7 protein-coding genes and 1 pseudogene are annotated in these 14993 nt (G+C 47.0%); 3 read left to right on the top strand and 5 right to left on the bottom strand.

Going from position 1 to position 14993, the window contains the following annotated elements:
- Window positions 1–201 precede the first annotated feature (201 nt).
- A pseudogene (locus AC1DUA_RS06880) lies at window positions 202–952 on the bottom strand (glycoside hydrolase family 172 protein).
- Window positions 953–1371: 419 nt separating this feature from the next.
- On the opposite strand from AC1DUA_RS06880, the gene AC1DUA_RS06875 reads away from it, so the two are divergent.
- The gene (locus tag AC1DUA_RS06875) at window positions 1372–2241 is read left to right on the top strand and encodes a helix-turn-helix transcriptional regulator (protein WP_477499020.1); all 870 of its coding nucleotides are present in this window, start codon (window positions 1372–1374) and stop codon (window positions 2239–2241) included.
- Window positions 2242–2484: 243 nt separating this feature from the next.
- On the opposite strand, the gene AC1DUA_RS06870 is transcribed toward AC1DUA_RS06875, so the two are convergent.
- Together AC1DUA_RS06870 and AC1DUA_RS06865 are read right to left on the bottom strand one after the other, a co-directional pair.
- Window positions 2485–3600 (bottom strand): Gfo/Idh/MocA family protein, encoded by a 1116-nt coding sequence (locus tag AC1DUA_RS06870; RefSeq protein WP_477499019.1) that lies wholly within the window; start codon window positions 3598–3600, stop codon window positions 2485–2487.
- A 38-nt stretch (window positions 3601–3638) separates the two neighbouring features.
- Window positions 3639–6335 (bottom strand): family 78 glycoside hydrolase catalytic domain, encoded by a 2697-nt coding sequence (locus AC1DUA_RS06865; RefSeq protein WP_477499018.1) that lies wholly within the window; start codon window positions 6333–6335, stop codon window positions 3639–3641.
- A gap of 307 nt (window positions 6336–6642) precedes the next feature.
- Between AC1DUA_RS06865 and AC1DUA_RS06860 the strand changes: the two genes are divergently transcribed.
- Window positions 6643–8583, top strand: coding sequence for a hypothetical protein (locus tag AC1DUA_RS06860; RefSeq protein WP_477499017.1), 1941 nt, complete (start codon window positions 6643–6645; stop codon window positions 8581–8583).
- 16 nt (window positions 8584–8599) lie between these two features.
- Complete coding sequence (locus AC1DUA_RS06855; protein ID WP_477499016.1) at window positions 8600–11227, top strand: Ig-like domain-containing protein; 2628 nt, start codon at window positions 8600–8602, stop codon at window positions 11225–11227.
- Window positions 11228–12018: 791 nt separating this feature from the next.
- Here the strand turns inward: AC1DUA_RS06855 and AC1DUA_RS06850 are convergent.
- Both AC1DUA_RS06850 and AC1DUA_RS06845 read right to left on the bottom strand, forming a co-directional pair.
- The gene (locus tag AC1DUA_RS06850; RefSeq protein ID WP_477499015.1) at window positions 12019–12783 is read right to left on the bottom strand and encodes an SDR family oxidoreductase; all 765 of its coding nucleotides are present in this window, start codon (window positions 12781–12783) and stop codon (window positions 12019–12021) included.
- Between the two features lie 101 nt (window positions 12784–12884).
- Window positions 12885–14993: hypothetical protein (locus tag AC1DUA_RS06845; RefSeq protein ID WP_477499014.1), on the bottom strand; the 2109-nt coding region annotated here is incomplete at its 5' end.

The raw sequence follows: 14993 nt of genomic DNA, 5'->3' as shown, positions 1-14993 counted from the left end.
AACCAATGTACTATATTGAGTTTGAAGCTTTGTGTCATACGCCGTATAGACTAGGGAACTGGAGTCCTCTATTGGGAGAATAACGAGCATGTAAAAAAGGTTGTCCCCTCGGCCATAAAGACCTTCAGAGACAACCCTATAGTTTCACTACATAAGGAGTAACTATCAAGTACTGCAGTTTAAAATCAGTGTATCATGCAATTATCTAGGCCATCTTTGTTGAACCGGCAGCAGCGCTGGGAAATCCGCATGAGGCTCCAGCTGATACCAGTAAGCAACCGAAGAAATATCATCGGATCTCTCAAATAATTGGGAATGATCATGGCCAATTTGCTGGATCGTTACTTTCAGATCGCTCTCAAACCGGATCGGATCGGGTAGATGCCAGCGATACATCCCATGCATAGGCACCTGATGACCATACCATGGATCAATATCGGTCGTTTCTTTGTAGTACGTATATCCTAAATAAGGCGTAGAATAGGACTCTGGTTCGCCCGTTTTCAAATTGGAGAAACACCAAGCGCCTCCTACATAATCCTCGGTCCCTGTCCCACATATGGTCGGCCACTCGTCATCGCCATCCATATAGAACTTCATCTCGCCTTCTCCCCACCAGTTCCTTTCAAGCGCTGCCCACGCTAGGTATGTACCCACATATTGACCGGCACCTTTGACATTATCTAGAATTGTGTAATCCTTTGCAATCTCGGTCAGGCGCTCTCTACGCCACTGAGCATGGAAATAGGCCGCATTATCGGGCAACTCATCAACAAGCGTATAGTTAAATGTATAGAAGAATCCGCCGATATCATAGGCGTGTTGGTTCTCAATTGTGATCTTCGCAGAAGTCCGGAACGGAATTAACGTTAGTTCGTCTGGCGAAGCCGTTGCAAAAGAAATCGCCAAGCGGCACTTCAACAGATGGCGTTTCCTCGTCATCCCAATACATTCTGAGCACTAGGTCACGAAGTACGTACTGTGCATTATGCCCTTTGGCACCTGTCTTATCGGTAACCGTGATCCAACAATGTTGAAGCACGCCAGCGCCCTGTATATGTGCAAGCGTAACCGTTTTACCTTGTTTTAACTCGATGCAAGGACGTCCTTTTCTGGCCGTTCCTAAGTTGCTGGCTGCTTTGCCTCCCTGCCCTTTCTCCCCCGCCAAATTTTCCGCCGTAATGGAACGTGTCCGCCCGTTCGTCACGAGAGGAGCCGTAGATAAGCCATTTCCCAAACCATGCAGTTGCAGCATGTCCATCACCTCATGTATCATATATTGATGTACCTATTTCCATTATAAAGCGTTTTATCCACATTTATTTAGCATAGATTGCCGATTTACTTACCATATATTGCTGAGGTGCTGTTATGGAATTGAATCAACTCTCCCCTTATATCCGTGTCGCCATGGACAGTATTATTGAGACTCCATGGACCATTGAAGAACGTATGATTTGGGATTATGAACTGCTGTTTCTGATGGAAGGCCATTTGGAAGTGGAGGTGGAAGAGGTTATTTACGAAGGTCATCCAGGGGATGTTTTCTTTTTTAAACCGGGACAACGACACGCCATCAAGTCACTATGGACACACTCGGTTCGGCAGCCTCATGTCCATTTCGATCTTAACACTTTGCCGGATAGCCAAGAGGTTACAGTTTCGTTTAAATCCATCGATCAGATGAACGAGGAAGAACAAGGAAGGTTTCGAAAGGATTTGCTTTCGTCACCTCCTTATTTTATCCCGAATCATTGTCGTCCACGGGATTCTGCTCACTTGGAACGGGTGCTATTCGAGCTCATCCGTGAGCATGAAACCAAACCTCCCTATTATGAGTTCCGTGTCAAAAGTGCTATGCTCGATCTGCTGGCTATCCTACTACGAGAACAATATTATGGCGGCAAAACAACCAAAGAGGGACAGATCGAATTCTTATCCGAATTACGCACTTATATTGACCGCCATGTCAATCGGAATGTGACACTCGAAGAGTTATCAGAGAAGTTTCACGTCAGTAAATTTCATCTCATTCATCTGTTCAAAACGATGTTTCAAATGACTCCCATCCAGTACCATCAACATATCCGCATGGAAAGAGCCAAAAATAGGATTCAATTTTCTAACACACCCTTGAGTCAGATTGCTGAACAGCTGGGATTTACTAATATCCATACGTTTAGCCGAGCGTTTAAAACCGTAATGGGCAAAAGTCCCTCGCACTTTCGGGTAAATCGATAGGGCAAAGTGACATCTCCCAATACTTAGGAACTACAGGCCGCTATTTCACGAAAATGATGGTTTTGGACGGTGGGGGGGAACTACAAAGCCTTATTTCAGGTTTTTGAGCAACTTCCAGCTCATTATGAGAATATAACGAACCATAGTTCCCGTTCATGCATCTTTCGTGCAGTTTCTCATGAAATAGCGGACTGTAGTTCCCACCGAATCGTGCCGTCCCCTAACAGGGATCGCTCCCCCCCCCTATGCTTTTAACAAATCAGCAACTCTGACGGGTTGACCTGTCCGGATCGCGCGATTCGCTGCAATGCCAACCAGAATGGACCTAGCTCCGTCCACATGATTCGCAGCCCTCTTAAAGCGATCTTCTGCCGGTTCACCAAAGATGTCGTTCAGCAGAACGGGATCACCGCCACCGTGGCCGCCAACACCGGTTTCTACCTTGACCTCATAAGGATGATCAAACATTGGAAAGACGCGTATCTCCTTATTTTTTATCGCTCCTTCAAGCGCTTTATCTCCACCTGAATTGACATATGATTGCTCCATAATTGTCATCTCCAAACGGCCTTTCGTCCCATTAAAAGCAATCCGATAACCTTCCCATGGCGAATACGCATTCAACGAATATGTCAAAATCGCATTGTTTTTATATCGAACCATGACGCCCATCGTATCCTCAATGCTGATGCCATCTCCGAATACGTTTTGATCGCGAAGGTAGCCATCCTCGTGCTCAGCGTCTAAATACAGTGCCTTCAAACGCCCATTGCGATCCAAATGGAGTGCAAAGAGCAGCCCTCCGCTGTTTCTTTTGTCACGATGCCATCTTCGGAAATAGTCAGCGCCATGTTTGGTATTTAATAGCCACTCGAAATGAACCGAGGTGACCTGCCCAATTGCGCCTCCTTCAATCAATTCTCGCACTTTCGTATGGTGAGGAGCGTAGCGGTAATTGAACGTAACACGCACGCTTCGTCCTGTCTTCTCCACCGTTTCAAGAATTTGACGGCATTTGTCCTCGTCAATCGTCATAGGCTTCTCAGTTATCACATCACAGCCTAATTCCATCGCACGAATGATATAGGTGTGATGGGTTCGGTCAACACTTGTGACGATAACAGCATCCGGCTTCTCGATTTCGATCATTCGGTCGAACGCATCCGGTTTGTAAGTGCGTACCTCCGGGTAATCAAATTTCTGCTGTAATTGCTTGTTCGCATAATCCATGCGGGTCTGGTTGATGTCACAGAAGGCCAGCAGCTCCGTCGTTTCCCGAAAGTCCTCTGCAATGGCAGAATAAAAGAACCGTGCTCGCCCACCAGCTCCAACTAATACGTACTTTTTCCTCGTCGTCATACCCTTCACCCTTTTTATACAAATAATTAAACCAAGCCTTACACGGATGCCTTACTGGCAATCAAATCACTTTCAAAGATGTAATTACCCGCTCCAAGCTTGAAGCAACTTTCGTCTTCCTTATTGCCAAGTGGCTGGCAGCCTTCGATCCCCCAAGCACCTGATGTGCTTCTGACACCGTCTATGGCGTATACCCGGCCAGGTACATAGATCGTAGCTGTCGAATTGACGGGAATCGTCACTTCGATCCGGAATGCTTTGGATGCGGATAAATGCCATGCCACCTCAATAGTTCCGTACAAAGCGTCGTAGCTTGCTTTGACCCGGTCCAAGCGTCCTCCCGGCCTTGGCCGTATGATCGTGTGTTTGAAACCTGGCGCAGCAGGATCGGCCTCGATGCCAGCCATATATCGGAACATCCACTCCCCTACGGAGCCAAGGGAATAGTGATTAAAGGAGTTCATAGACGGCGTCTGGAACCCCTTGTGTTCGGTCCAGCCATCCCACCGTTCCCAAATGGTTGTTGCTCCATGTTTAATGGAATACATCCAGGAAGGGAACTCCTCCTGAGTAAGCAGCGTATAAGCAACATCCAACTGGCGATGATCCGTCAGAGCAGGCAGCAAATATCCAACTCCGAGAAAACCCGTTGATAACCGGTCTCCGCGACTGCGGATATCTGCTGTCAGGTGCTGAATAGCCAACTTGTTCTGTTCTTCGGTCAGCAAGTTGAATTGCAGCGCAAGGACGTACACCGCCTGTGTTTCCCCGTGAATTCGGCCGTCACTGTCCACGAACGAATCCTGGAAAGCTTGAGCAATGGAGGCAAACAATTCCTCATATTGGATCTGATCTTGTTGGCGTCCAAGAGCACCGGCGATCTTAGCCAACAACTGTGTACTGTAAGCAAAATAAGCCGTAGCTAACACTTCCTTCGGCGTATCCGCATCAATCGATAGCCAATCGCCATAGTTAGCATAATCCGGACGAACGAAATCCTCGCTGTTGTCCCTCAGATAGGCCACCCAATCCGCCATCGCTTTGTAGTTATTTTCCAATATACGAATATCCCCGTACATCACATACATAGTCCAAGGAATAATGACACCGGCATCGCCCCATCCCGCATTATCGGGTGCGAACCAGTTCAGATTCGCATTCCACATTTTGTGGCGGATCCAACCAGCGTCAGGCGCTACATCAGTGAAAGCCCCTGACGGCTGCTGACAGTCCAGAATATCCTGCATATATTTGGAAAAGAAGCGCGACACGTTCATATTGTAAGCCGCTGTGCGGGCAAAAATCTGCGCATCACCGGTCCAACCCAGTCGCTCGTCGCGCTGCGGACAATCCGTCGGCACAGAGAGGAAATTCCCCCTTTGTCCCCACACAATGTTGGCATATAGACGGTTCACCATCGCATCATTCGTCTCCAGCCGCCCCGTCTCCGCCATATCGGAGTGCACGACTTTGCCTACGATCGTATCCAAATCGGGTTCGCCAGGGCAACCAATCAGTTCAACGTAGCGGAATCCATGAAATGTAAAATGCGGTTCGTACCTTTCTTCGCCCATCCCTTTTAACAGATAATGATCCTGCTGAACGGCTACCCGCAAKTTATCCAAATATAAGCTGCCGTCTGGATTCAGCATCTCCGCATGACTGACGGTGACTTGCTGGCCAGCTGCTCCGCTTACCTTTATCTCTGTCCAACCAACCATATTTTGTCCCATATCATAAATGAAAGTATCTGCTTCCGTACGGCGAAAAGAGACGGGCTTGCGTACTTGCATGATGCGAACCGGCGGTTCAACCGTTCCCACGAGTAGACCGTTGTACCCCGTACGAACATCCGGAGTCTCCCAAGAAGCTGACTGATAGCCAGCTTGATCCCAGCCAGTCGGCTCCAAACGAGCATCATAGGCTTCACCTTTTATGAGATCCGAATACAGAATGGCTCCTTTAGCTGCCTGCCAAGACGAGTCAGAAATAATCAACTCGCTCGTGCCGTCGAAGTATTCAACCCGCGTCTGAAGAAGCAAAAACGGCCTTTCTCCATACACATTTCCCCCGAGAAAACCGACAGTACCCGCGTACCAGCCGTCACCTAGAATGGCTCCAAAAGCATTCTCGCCTACGATTAGTTGGTCTGTAATCTCATAGGCTTGCACTTGCACGCGTATCTCATAATCCGTCCATCCTGGCGCAAAGAGCGCTCCAATTCTACTTCCGTTAAGCCGTAGATCATACAAACCAAGCGCAGTAACATAAACAAAAGCCCGTTTCACGTCCTTCGTAACCTGAAAACTTTTACGCAAATAAGGCGGAGGTTGCCTGTCAACACCCTTCTCCGACTTACGGCCAATCCATTTGGCCTTCCAATCTGCACGTGACAGCAGCCCCATTGACCAATAAGCGGTCTCACTCCAGGCTGACACCTCTCCATGAGCATCCCAGACTCGGACTTTCCAATAATAGGTTTGCTCAGAACGTAGAGTTTCCCCTGCATATTCAACATGGATCGATTGATCGGACGCTACACGACCGCTATCCCATCTATCAGCCACACCTTGATCCAGCCGTTCTTGAGACGAAGCGACTATCACTTGATAATAAGTTTGAACAGCAGACCGCTCTCTCGACTCCAGCTTCCAAAACAAACGTGGCCTCCTGACATCAATTCCAAGCGGGTTATGCGTATATTCCGTTAAACATTCAACAATCGTTAGGCTCACCGTTATCCCCCTTAAATTAAGATCGTACTAGTTTGTATTATAAAAGGAGAAGCCTGCTCAGATATGGGGGGTTCGATAACAGTTTATAGGGCAAAAACATTAACCTTGAACCGGGATGCCGCCACTTGCTTCATTAAAATAAATAGATGAAATGAATAACCTATAAAAATGAACTCAATCCCCTAATGTGCCAGGAGCAATATGCATTAAACTTAACTAACATAGCTATTTTCACGCTATATTTTCCATAGGGTTTATTGAAAACGATTTCACTTTTTGTAAGTAATGATCTTTCGGAGGTGTTATTTTGGATAAGAAGTTTAGACAGATTATATTCCGTCTCATGCTTGCTTTTCTGCTTACCAGCGGGGTTTACGGAAGTATTCCTTTCCACGCAAGGGCGCTTGCTGCAGAAGCACCAGCTAGTGACGGATGGCAAGTGCTAGTTGACGACAATTTCGAGGATGCTTCTCTCGGTACAAAAGCAGAAGATCAAGGTTATGATGTGTACAAGCCTATGCTTGTGGAAGGGAACCCGGGCGGCCTTCATGGTGACGCTTATGTAGCGGAAGCTCCCGGTAAATCAGGCAACAGCCTATATGTTTACGATGACTATAATTCCGTCAGCAATGTCGCCTATCGCAATACGACGAGAATTGTCAAAACGTTTGAGAAGCAAGAAGGTGTTGTTGTAGCAGAGGTTTCATTCATGCAACCTGGCCCGCAGCGCGAAAGAACGAAAGTGTTGAACCTGTTAAGCAATAGCGGCGATTACATCGCCAGAATTACAGCAGATCCGGCACAAGCCAAGTTCGTGTTCGATGCCAAAACAGGACCGGACAATATGTATCCATATGAACCCAATCGATGGTATAACATCAAGCTTGTTGTTGACATTGTCAATGATCAAGTCATGGTCTATATCGACGGAAACCTGTGTTTCTCCAAGCAACCGACTGTCGAGGTTCGGAGCGCTGGCACCACTACGAGTGAGAAAATAAAGCAAAACATCGCAATGCTTGAAATGCTTACATCAGGCGAATCACCAAATCCGATCAACGCCTTCTATGTATCTCAAGTCAAGGTGTCTGCGAAGCCGCCTGCCGCTGCGCCAGAAGCTCCTGTCGGACTCACGGCCTATCCTCGGGACAAAGAAATCTATGTAGAATGGGCACCTTCGGCAAGTGCCAGATCGAATAATGTCTACGTAGCTACCAAACCCGAGGCTGCTGACTCGGAATATGTGAAGGTCATGGATAAATACAACAAAAAATTTGTGCCGAGCGACTACGTATCCCTTACCAAGCTTGGAACATCTTCCAGCAGCCCCCCACTTGAGAATGGCAAAACCTATTACGTGAAAATCACGCAAAATACCAGATTGCTGTCAAAGGGCACCGATACAGAAGTAGAGAGCCCTCTCTCTTTGTCACAAGCCGTTGCCGTTACCCCTAACCCCAGAACAACGCTGGATTCCGCCACAACGAGCGTCATTCAGAATGTGTACGTAAACGATACCAAAAACATGGCAGGATGGTCCGTGCAAAGCAGTCTCGCAGTAGGCCGTACACCCTATGGCGATTCAGAGAGCACAATAACCAAATTGCCTTCAAATTACATAGACATCGATTGGATTCGAACATCGAATGCATCAGGCGCCTATACAGCTAGTGACGTACTCACCACCTTTACCATTACGAACGATGCAGACGTTTTTGTCGCTGTTAGCCGGGAAACGATGGAAGCCAACCTAGCGTGGCTGTCAACGTGGACCAAAACAGCGGATACCATTGAGCTCGATGGTGGCACAGAAGTATTTGATTTGTACAAGAAAAGCTTTGCAGCGAACTCACAGGTTACGTTGAGCAAAATCGGACAATCAGACAGCAACGGCTATTTTATCCTCGTGAGGGGCCGTTCTATCCAATTGAACTCTTTCGAGTTTGTGGACTGGAATGGCAACAAGCTATCTGCTTTAACCCCGGGAATGAACGCGACAGTCAAAGTTGAAGTTACGAATAACACAGCCGAAGAACGATCATTTGTTGTGATCTGTGCGTTGTACGACGAGAATCAACGTTTGGTTACCTATACGTCCGCATCTGTAACGGCACACGCTGGGGAAAAGCGGACTTTAAACACCGGATTTAAGGTTCCACAGAACCCATCCGGCTATCAAGCGAAAGCTTTTATCTGGGACAGCTTTATAACCATGAAACCATTGTCGAACAGTATAACGATTCAGTAGGCTTGAGGAGGCAACAATGAAAAAGATAATTGCTATGTTATCATTCCTGTTTATTATAGCTAGTCTAATCCCTTCGCTTGCGGCGGCGGCAGAACCCCCTACAGCCTTTCCTGGAGCGGAAGGCGCCGCCATGTATATTACAGGAGGACGCGGTGGGGATGTTTACGAGGTCACAAGTCTCGAAGATTACTCCTCCTCAGAGACCGCTATTCCCGGAACACTGCGTTATGGGCTTGCTAAAGTCGCGAATAGCAATGCCAAATCGACAGTGATGGTTTTTCGGGTTTCTGGCACCATTCATTTGAAGGAGAAAATTAAAACCAATGTCTTCAATCTGACGATTGCTGGGCAGACCGCACCTGGTGATGGCATTGCGATCGGCAATTATTCGGTTTCCCTAGGCGGATCTAATATCATCATCCGTTATATTCGTTTCCGCGGAGGCTTCGCCGAGCTGGACGACACTTTTTCACCTAATGCTCCGAAAATGATGATTGATCATTGCTCTTTTAGCTGGAGTACGGACGAAGTATTGTCATCCAAGGATAAAAGCAGCATCACCGTTCAATGGTCGATCATCAGTGACTCTCTAAACATGTCGATTCATGATAAGGGAGCCCACGGGTACGGCGGTATTTGGGGCGGCACCAATGTGACGTTTCACCATAATTTAATTGCCAACAATAATAGCCGTAATCCTCGATTGGATCGTGATTTTAGACTTGAAAAAGATGCCCCCTTGTTGTTCGATTTGAGAAATAACGTCTTTTATAACTGGGGAGCGAACAGCGGATATGGCGGTGAAAATGCGACGGGTGTTAACGTCGTAAACAACTACTACAAATCGGGTCCCGCGACCTTTGACGATGTGAAAAAGCGAGTTTTCAATCCTTGGTCCGAGCAGCCCGGGAACTACTTCATTGACGGCAACTACGTGGATGGGTATCCAAGTATTAGCGCAAATAACTGGGCCGGTGGCGTTCAACCCGAGTATGGCTTGGGGACAGTCAACCGCATGGAAAGCCCGGTACCTATTAATTATAAAAATACCGATGGCACCACTGTCGATACTCCCGTTACAACGGACACGGCAACTGACGCTTACGGCAAAGTCCTCGAGCATGCTGGGGCCATTTTACCAAAAAGAGATTCGCTTGATGCTCGTATCGTGAACGATGTAAGAAACGGTTTGGGGAAATTCGCTAATACCCCGGATGGGGACGGAGGTTTTCCGGCATTAACGGAGTCGACTTTGTCGGCCGATTATGACAGCGATCACGACGGCATCCCGAACAGCTGGGAAGCTGAACATGGTCTTGATGCTAGTAGCGCAGCAGATGGTAAAGCTGACAGTGGTGATGGGTATACCTATTTGGAGAAATATTTGAACGCTCTGCTTGGCAATGGTTCGAACAATCCTGCTGTAGCCATCACTAGCCCCTCTGCGAATGCGATGCTGCAAGCGAATCAAAAGGTCGTCATCGATGCCACAGCATCTGACAGTGATGGTACCGTATCCAAGGTTGAGTTCTCCTACTATGATACGAAAGCGATGAAGTTGATCCCGTTAGGCACGGTTACATCCGCACCTTATTCGTTTACGTGGACAAATGCTCCTGAAGGAACCCATTATTTGTATGCCAAAGCTACTGACAACTCAGGAACGCAAACCCTTTCGAGTATGGTTGTTATTCATGTAAACGGATCAAATGGGATTGGTACATGGACATCCGCAGACATTGGCACCGTGACAATACCAGGGAATTCAAGCATTTCAGAGGCAGGAAGTAGTTCTTTCATTGTAAAAGGTACCGGTGAAATTGGTGCAACCGATGATGGCATCCAATCTACAGATGCGTTTCAATACACATACCGTGATGTTCCAGGCGATATGGAGTTAAGCTCTACGATTAACTTCCAGAATCCTTCTGAGTACGATAATCGTGTAAAATCAGGGCTCATGATCCGTCAGGATCTAATGGCCGATTCCCCTTTTGCCATGATCACGGTGATGAAGGAAGAGTATTATGGATCTCGGATCCATTTTATGAGCAGATCTGCCCGAGGGGAATTGGTTGTATCCACGGCGAAGCCAAATGTGACCTTGCCTGCACTTTTGAAAATTAGTAGGTACGGGAATGAAGTCAAAGGTTTAATTTCCATTGATGGTGGAGCTAACTGGGAGGTAGTCGGTTCTGTCACACTTGATCTTCCTGAACATGCTTACGCTGGGATGGCTGTCGATGCGACGAAGAGTACTAACAATTTTAATTACTACAATTCATCTATGTTTGAGAATACGAAACTGCGTACAGATAACATCACTGGAGCTGTCTTCTCCACCGGGAATTTGCAATTGAGCGAGAATGACGGTGACCCTTCCGTCAGCGTGCAATTTAGCAATCGTTCGGAGCTTGATAAAAATGGCGTGCTCGTCATCGCGCTCTATGATGCGGACGGCAATATTGTCAACTATTCCTATTCCAGTGACTTGGTCGAAGGTCAAGGGATAAGAGCACTAACGGCAACCTTCCAGTTGCCTCAAAACGCTGCCGGCTATAAGCTGAAAGCCTTTGTATGGGATCAGCTTGCCAGCAAGCAAGTGATTTCTAATGTTGCTGAGCTGGATTTAAGGCAGCGGTAATGAGGTTTTGCACGCTGCTATGCATGCGTGATGAGCTGCTGAGTTCTAGGCGGCGAGTCTTTATGCCGTCTCAGCTGAAATAGCTGGAAAACTACCGCTACTCTCGCTGCCTTGTGGCAGGAAGTGGAATAGCTGAAATTTGTTACTGGCGGTTGAGGTGGAAGTTGGCTGTTTGGTGATTAGTGTGATCGATTGGTGCAGGATTAGTAAAGTAGCTAACACTTAAGCCTGACGGGGTATGACCCGTCAGGCTTTGGTGTGTGTCCGAAGTATATAAAGTCCAAGTTTCTAAAGGAGAGCTTCAGCTGAAATAGATGCGAAAACTACCGTTAATCTCCCCTGCTTTATGGCAGGAAGTGGAATAACGGTAGAAGCTCCAGCTAATTTGTCGGTCGCTGGACGAAATCGGCTGGATTGCTGGAATTAACGGCAGTAATTCCAGTTATTTGGGAAAAACTGGGACAAATGCCGAATATAGCAGTAGTAATCGGCGTTACTCACCCGTACTCCGTCCACTCAGGTATCCAAGAGAGAAGCTCTGCTGAAATAAATGCGAAAACTACCGTTATTCTGCCCTGCTCTATGCCAGCACAGAAATAGCTGAAATTTGTTACTGGCGGTTGAGGTGGAAGTTGGCTGTTTGGTGATTAGTATGATCGATTGGTGCAGGATTAGTAAGGTAGCTAACACTCAAGCCTGACGGGGTATGACCCGTCAGGCTTAAATATGTGTCCGAAGTATATAAAGTCCTAACTTCCACCGGTTTTTGCCCTACATATGTCAATCCGAAATTACAAGTGAGAGCCTCCACTGGCATCAATCAACTGCCCGGTTACCCAACGGCTGTCGGAAGAAGCTAGGAAAGCAGCTATATCCGCGACATCCTCCGGTTGCCCCCATCTTCCAAAAACGGAAAAATCAGCACCATATTGGTGCGAGTCAGGATCTTGCAGCATTGCGGCGTTCATATCCGTAGCAACGAATCCAGGTTGGATGGCATTAATTGTGATTCCACGTAAGGCGAGTTGGTTGGATAAAGAGAGTGTTAGTGTGTTGATTGCCCCCTTGGTCATACTGTATGCAGGAATCGCAGGCAGGGAAATTCTTGTAATCGCCGACGACAAGTTAATAATTCGACCATTGTCTCGCAAACGAGGCAAAGCTTGTTGCGTCAGGAAAAATGGCATTTTTACATTGATTCTCATAATTTCGTCGTATGCCTCTTCCGTAGTAGCTTCAATTGGGGCTACTAAAGCGACCCCTGCGTTGTTCACAAGTATATCGAAGTGAGTGTCACCTGTACGCTCCTTCAACAACTCATCCAACGACCTATAAAGTGTCTGTATGCTCTCTACAGAACCAAGTTTCGTACCAATCGTGCATGCAGTCCCTCCATTCTGCTCAATTTCTCGTACGACTTCTTCCGCAGCAGCTCGGTTCGTGCCATAATGAACAGCTACGAATGCTCCTTCATGCGCTAAACGCATCGCAATCGCACGGCCAATCCCTCGACTTGCGCCTGTAACCAAAGCTACCTTACCTTGCAGTTTACTCATAATTTCTAAGCTCCTCTTGTGTCGAATAGTAACACGTTAGTTATAACACAAGGGGAATTATGAAATGTTGCTCTCATATTCTTGGAACCCATACCTAAGACTCAGTTCGAGGCAACGAACCAATCATTTTTCATCGTACCCACCAGCCTCCGATGACCTTGAAACTCTTCATAGATATTAAAATCATACGTCTTCAGGAAGGACAACTTGTAAAGCAAGTCACCATTCTCCAAACTGATTTTGAAATCCTTATACTTGCCAACTTTCAGCTTGGATTGCGGCGTATCCGGAGCTTCATTGGCATGCAGCTCGAAACTGCTCAAATCCGCCGACCATTCAATCGCCCTCAAGCCATTCGTATCGTTGATTTGAAAAACAATTTTACGCCCCTCAGTGTTTACGCTTGTACTCATATCCTTGGCAATCTCATAGTTGAACTTCAAGGATAGTTCGTTATTATCCAGTGCGGTGCTGAAATGATCAATGGAGAGCGTATATGGCGCAAGCGATATCCCTTGCAGCGTTGTTTTCACCTCGTTCTTCTCTTGCGGGAGCCAGAAGGCAAATGGCTTCACATACATGTCTGCATCTCCCGATTTGTCATCATCATCGTCGTCATTGTTCACAGGTTCTCCCGTTAATAGCTCCCCATCTTCCACGGCTTCTCCAAGCAAAAGATTCATTCCACTTGTATCAACGCCCTTGGGAATCATACTGGAGACGATAAGCAGTCCTTTCCCTCCGGGTCCGACTTTCTCTTTCACATCCAACACATTCGCCGGATAAACGGTTCCGTTGGCAGCCCTGAAGCTGGCAACCAGCTTCGCCAAGTTCGTGAATCTCTTCTCCTGATTCTCAATCAGCACCCGCACGGTATATTGTTCCGTGGATTGCCCTTGATAACTCATCACTTTATGAATCGAAAATTTGGAATGATAGCCCGAATCCGTCAGTTCAAAGGATGAAGCAGCATCAAGGATCGGCACATGCAACAGATCATCCTGAGACTCGAAATCCAACACGTCGATAATTTTCTCCTCGGACGTTTTTTCCTGCAGCACGAGTTTTATTTTCGAAAATGCATACGTATAAGGAACTTTAGCTGCCATCTGCATAGCGACAGAGCTGTCTTTCGAGAGTCCCAGCACTTTCGCCGGGATGATAACCTTCGCCTCGACCTTCACCTTGCCATCCAGCAAAAAATAACCACTCAATGCTGGAATAGGCAGCGTATCTGAGCCTTTGTTCATCAACATGAAATCAGCCGTCACAATATCCGTGTCTTCCCAGGGCAACCGATACATGCCGTTCATTTTGGCTGTGTACATGCCGTTCTCGTCGGTGAATGCAACTTCCTCGCCTGAGCCTTTCACCTCTAGATCCGATTCTTTCGGCAATGCCAGGAAGGCAATCGGCACGTTTAATTTCAACTCTGACAAGTAATGTGTAACAACGATCTGCCAACCTTCGGTTGAGATTGTTGCCGGGACACTCCCCGTAAGCGTAATCTCCTTAGTTTCCTGCGAGTTGATAAGAAGGTCATTTAACCCTTTTGCTAGTAGCGGATACGTATATCCCTCTGACGTGCGAACGTTAAACTGATAATCGGGCAGTGTTACACTGTATTTCCCCTCATTTTTCAGTTTCAGTGTTACGTTAGGCAAGCGATTTTTTTCATTTTTTCCAAGGGTAAAATCAGACAGCGCCGCCTCCATGATTGTTCCTGACATCTTGACCTCTTGTGAGCTTCCTGCAGGTGCCACTTGTGTAAAATCATCAGGCACTGAGATCTCGCCAAGCAAGCGTTCGAAGGGACTACGGGAGAAATCCCATTTCCCCAGACGAAAGTTCAAATCATGCAAGGTAGTTGCCTCATTCATCATGGCGTAGTAGGAAAACTCTTGCGATGAGCCCGCAGCAATTTTCGTTTTTTCTTTGTCCTGTGGCATCATTTTGGCCGTAAACGAATCACCGTTTTTACCTAACAAGCGTATCCAATAATCAATCAGCGAAATGCTCTCTGTGCTTTTATTCGAAATATGCAGTGTGAACGTAACGATATTGCCGTTGTGATCGGAGAGAAGTCTTAGCTGTTTAATCTCAGCAAAGCTATCATTACCAAGTGAGATTCGCTCTAATGCAGCAGCCGTATTGTCCGAATTGCCGTCATCAGCGAATACGGATATCGGCATGCACGTGCTGATTAGAAC

Source organism: Paenibacillus sp. 01T422, assembly GCF_056398785.1.
Note: the sequence above shows the minus strand (reverse complement) of the source record. Positions and strands in the feature narration are given on the sequence as shown.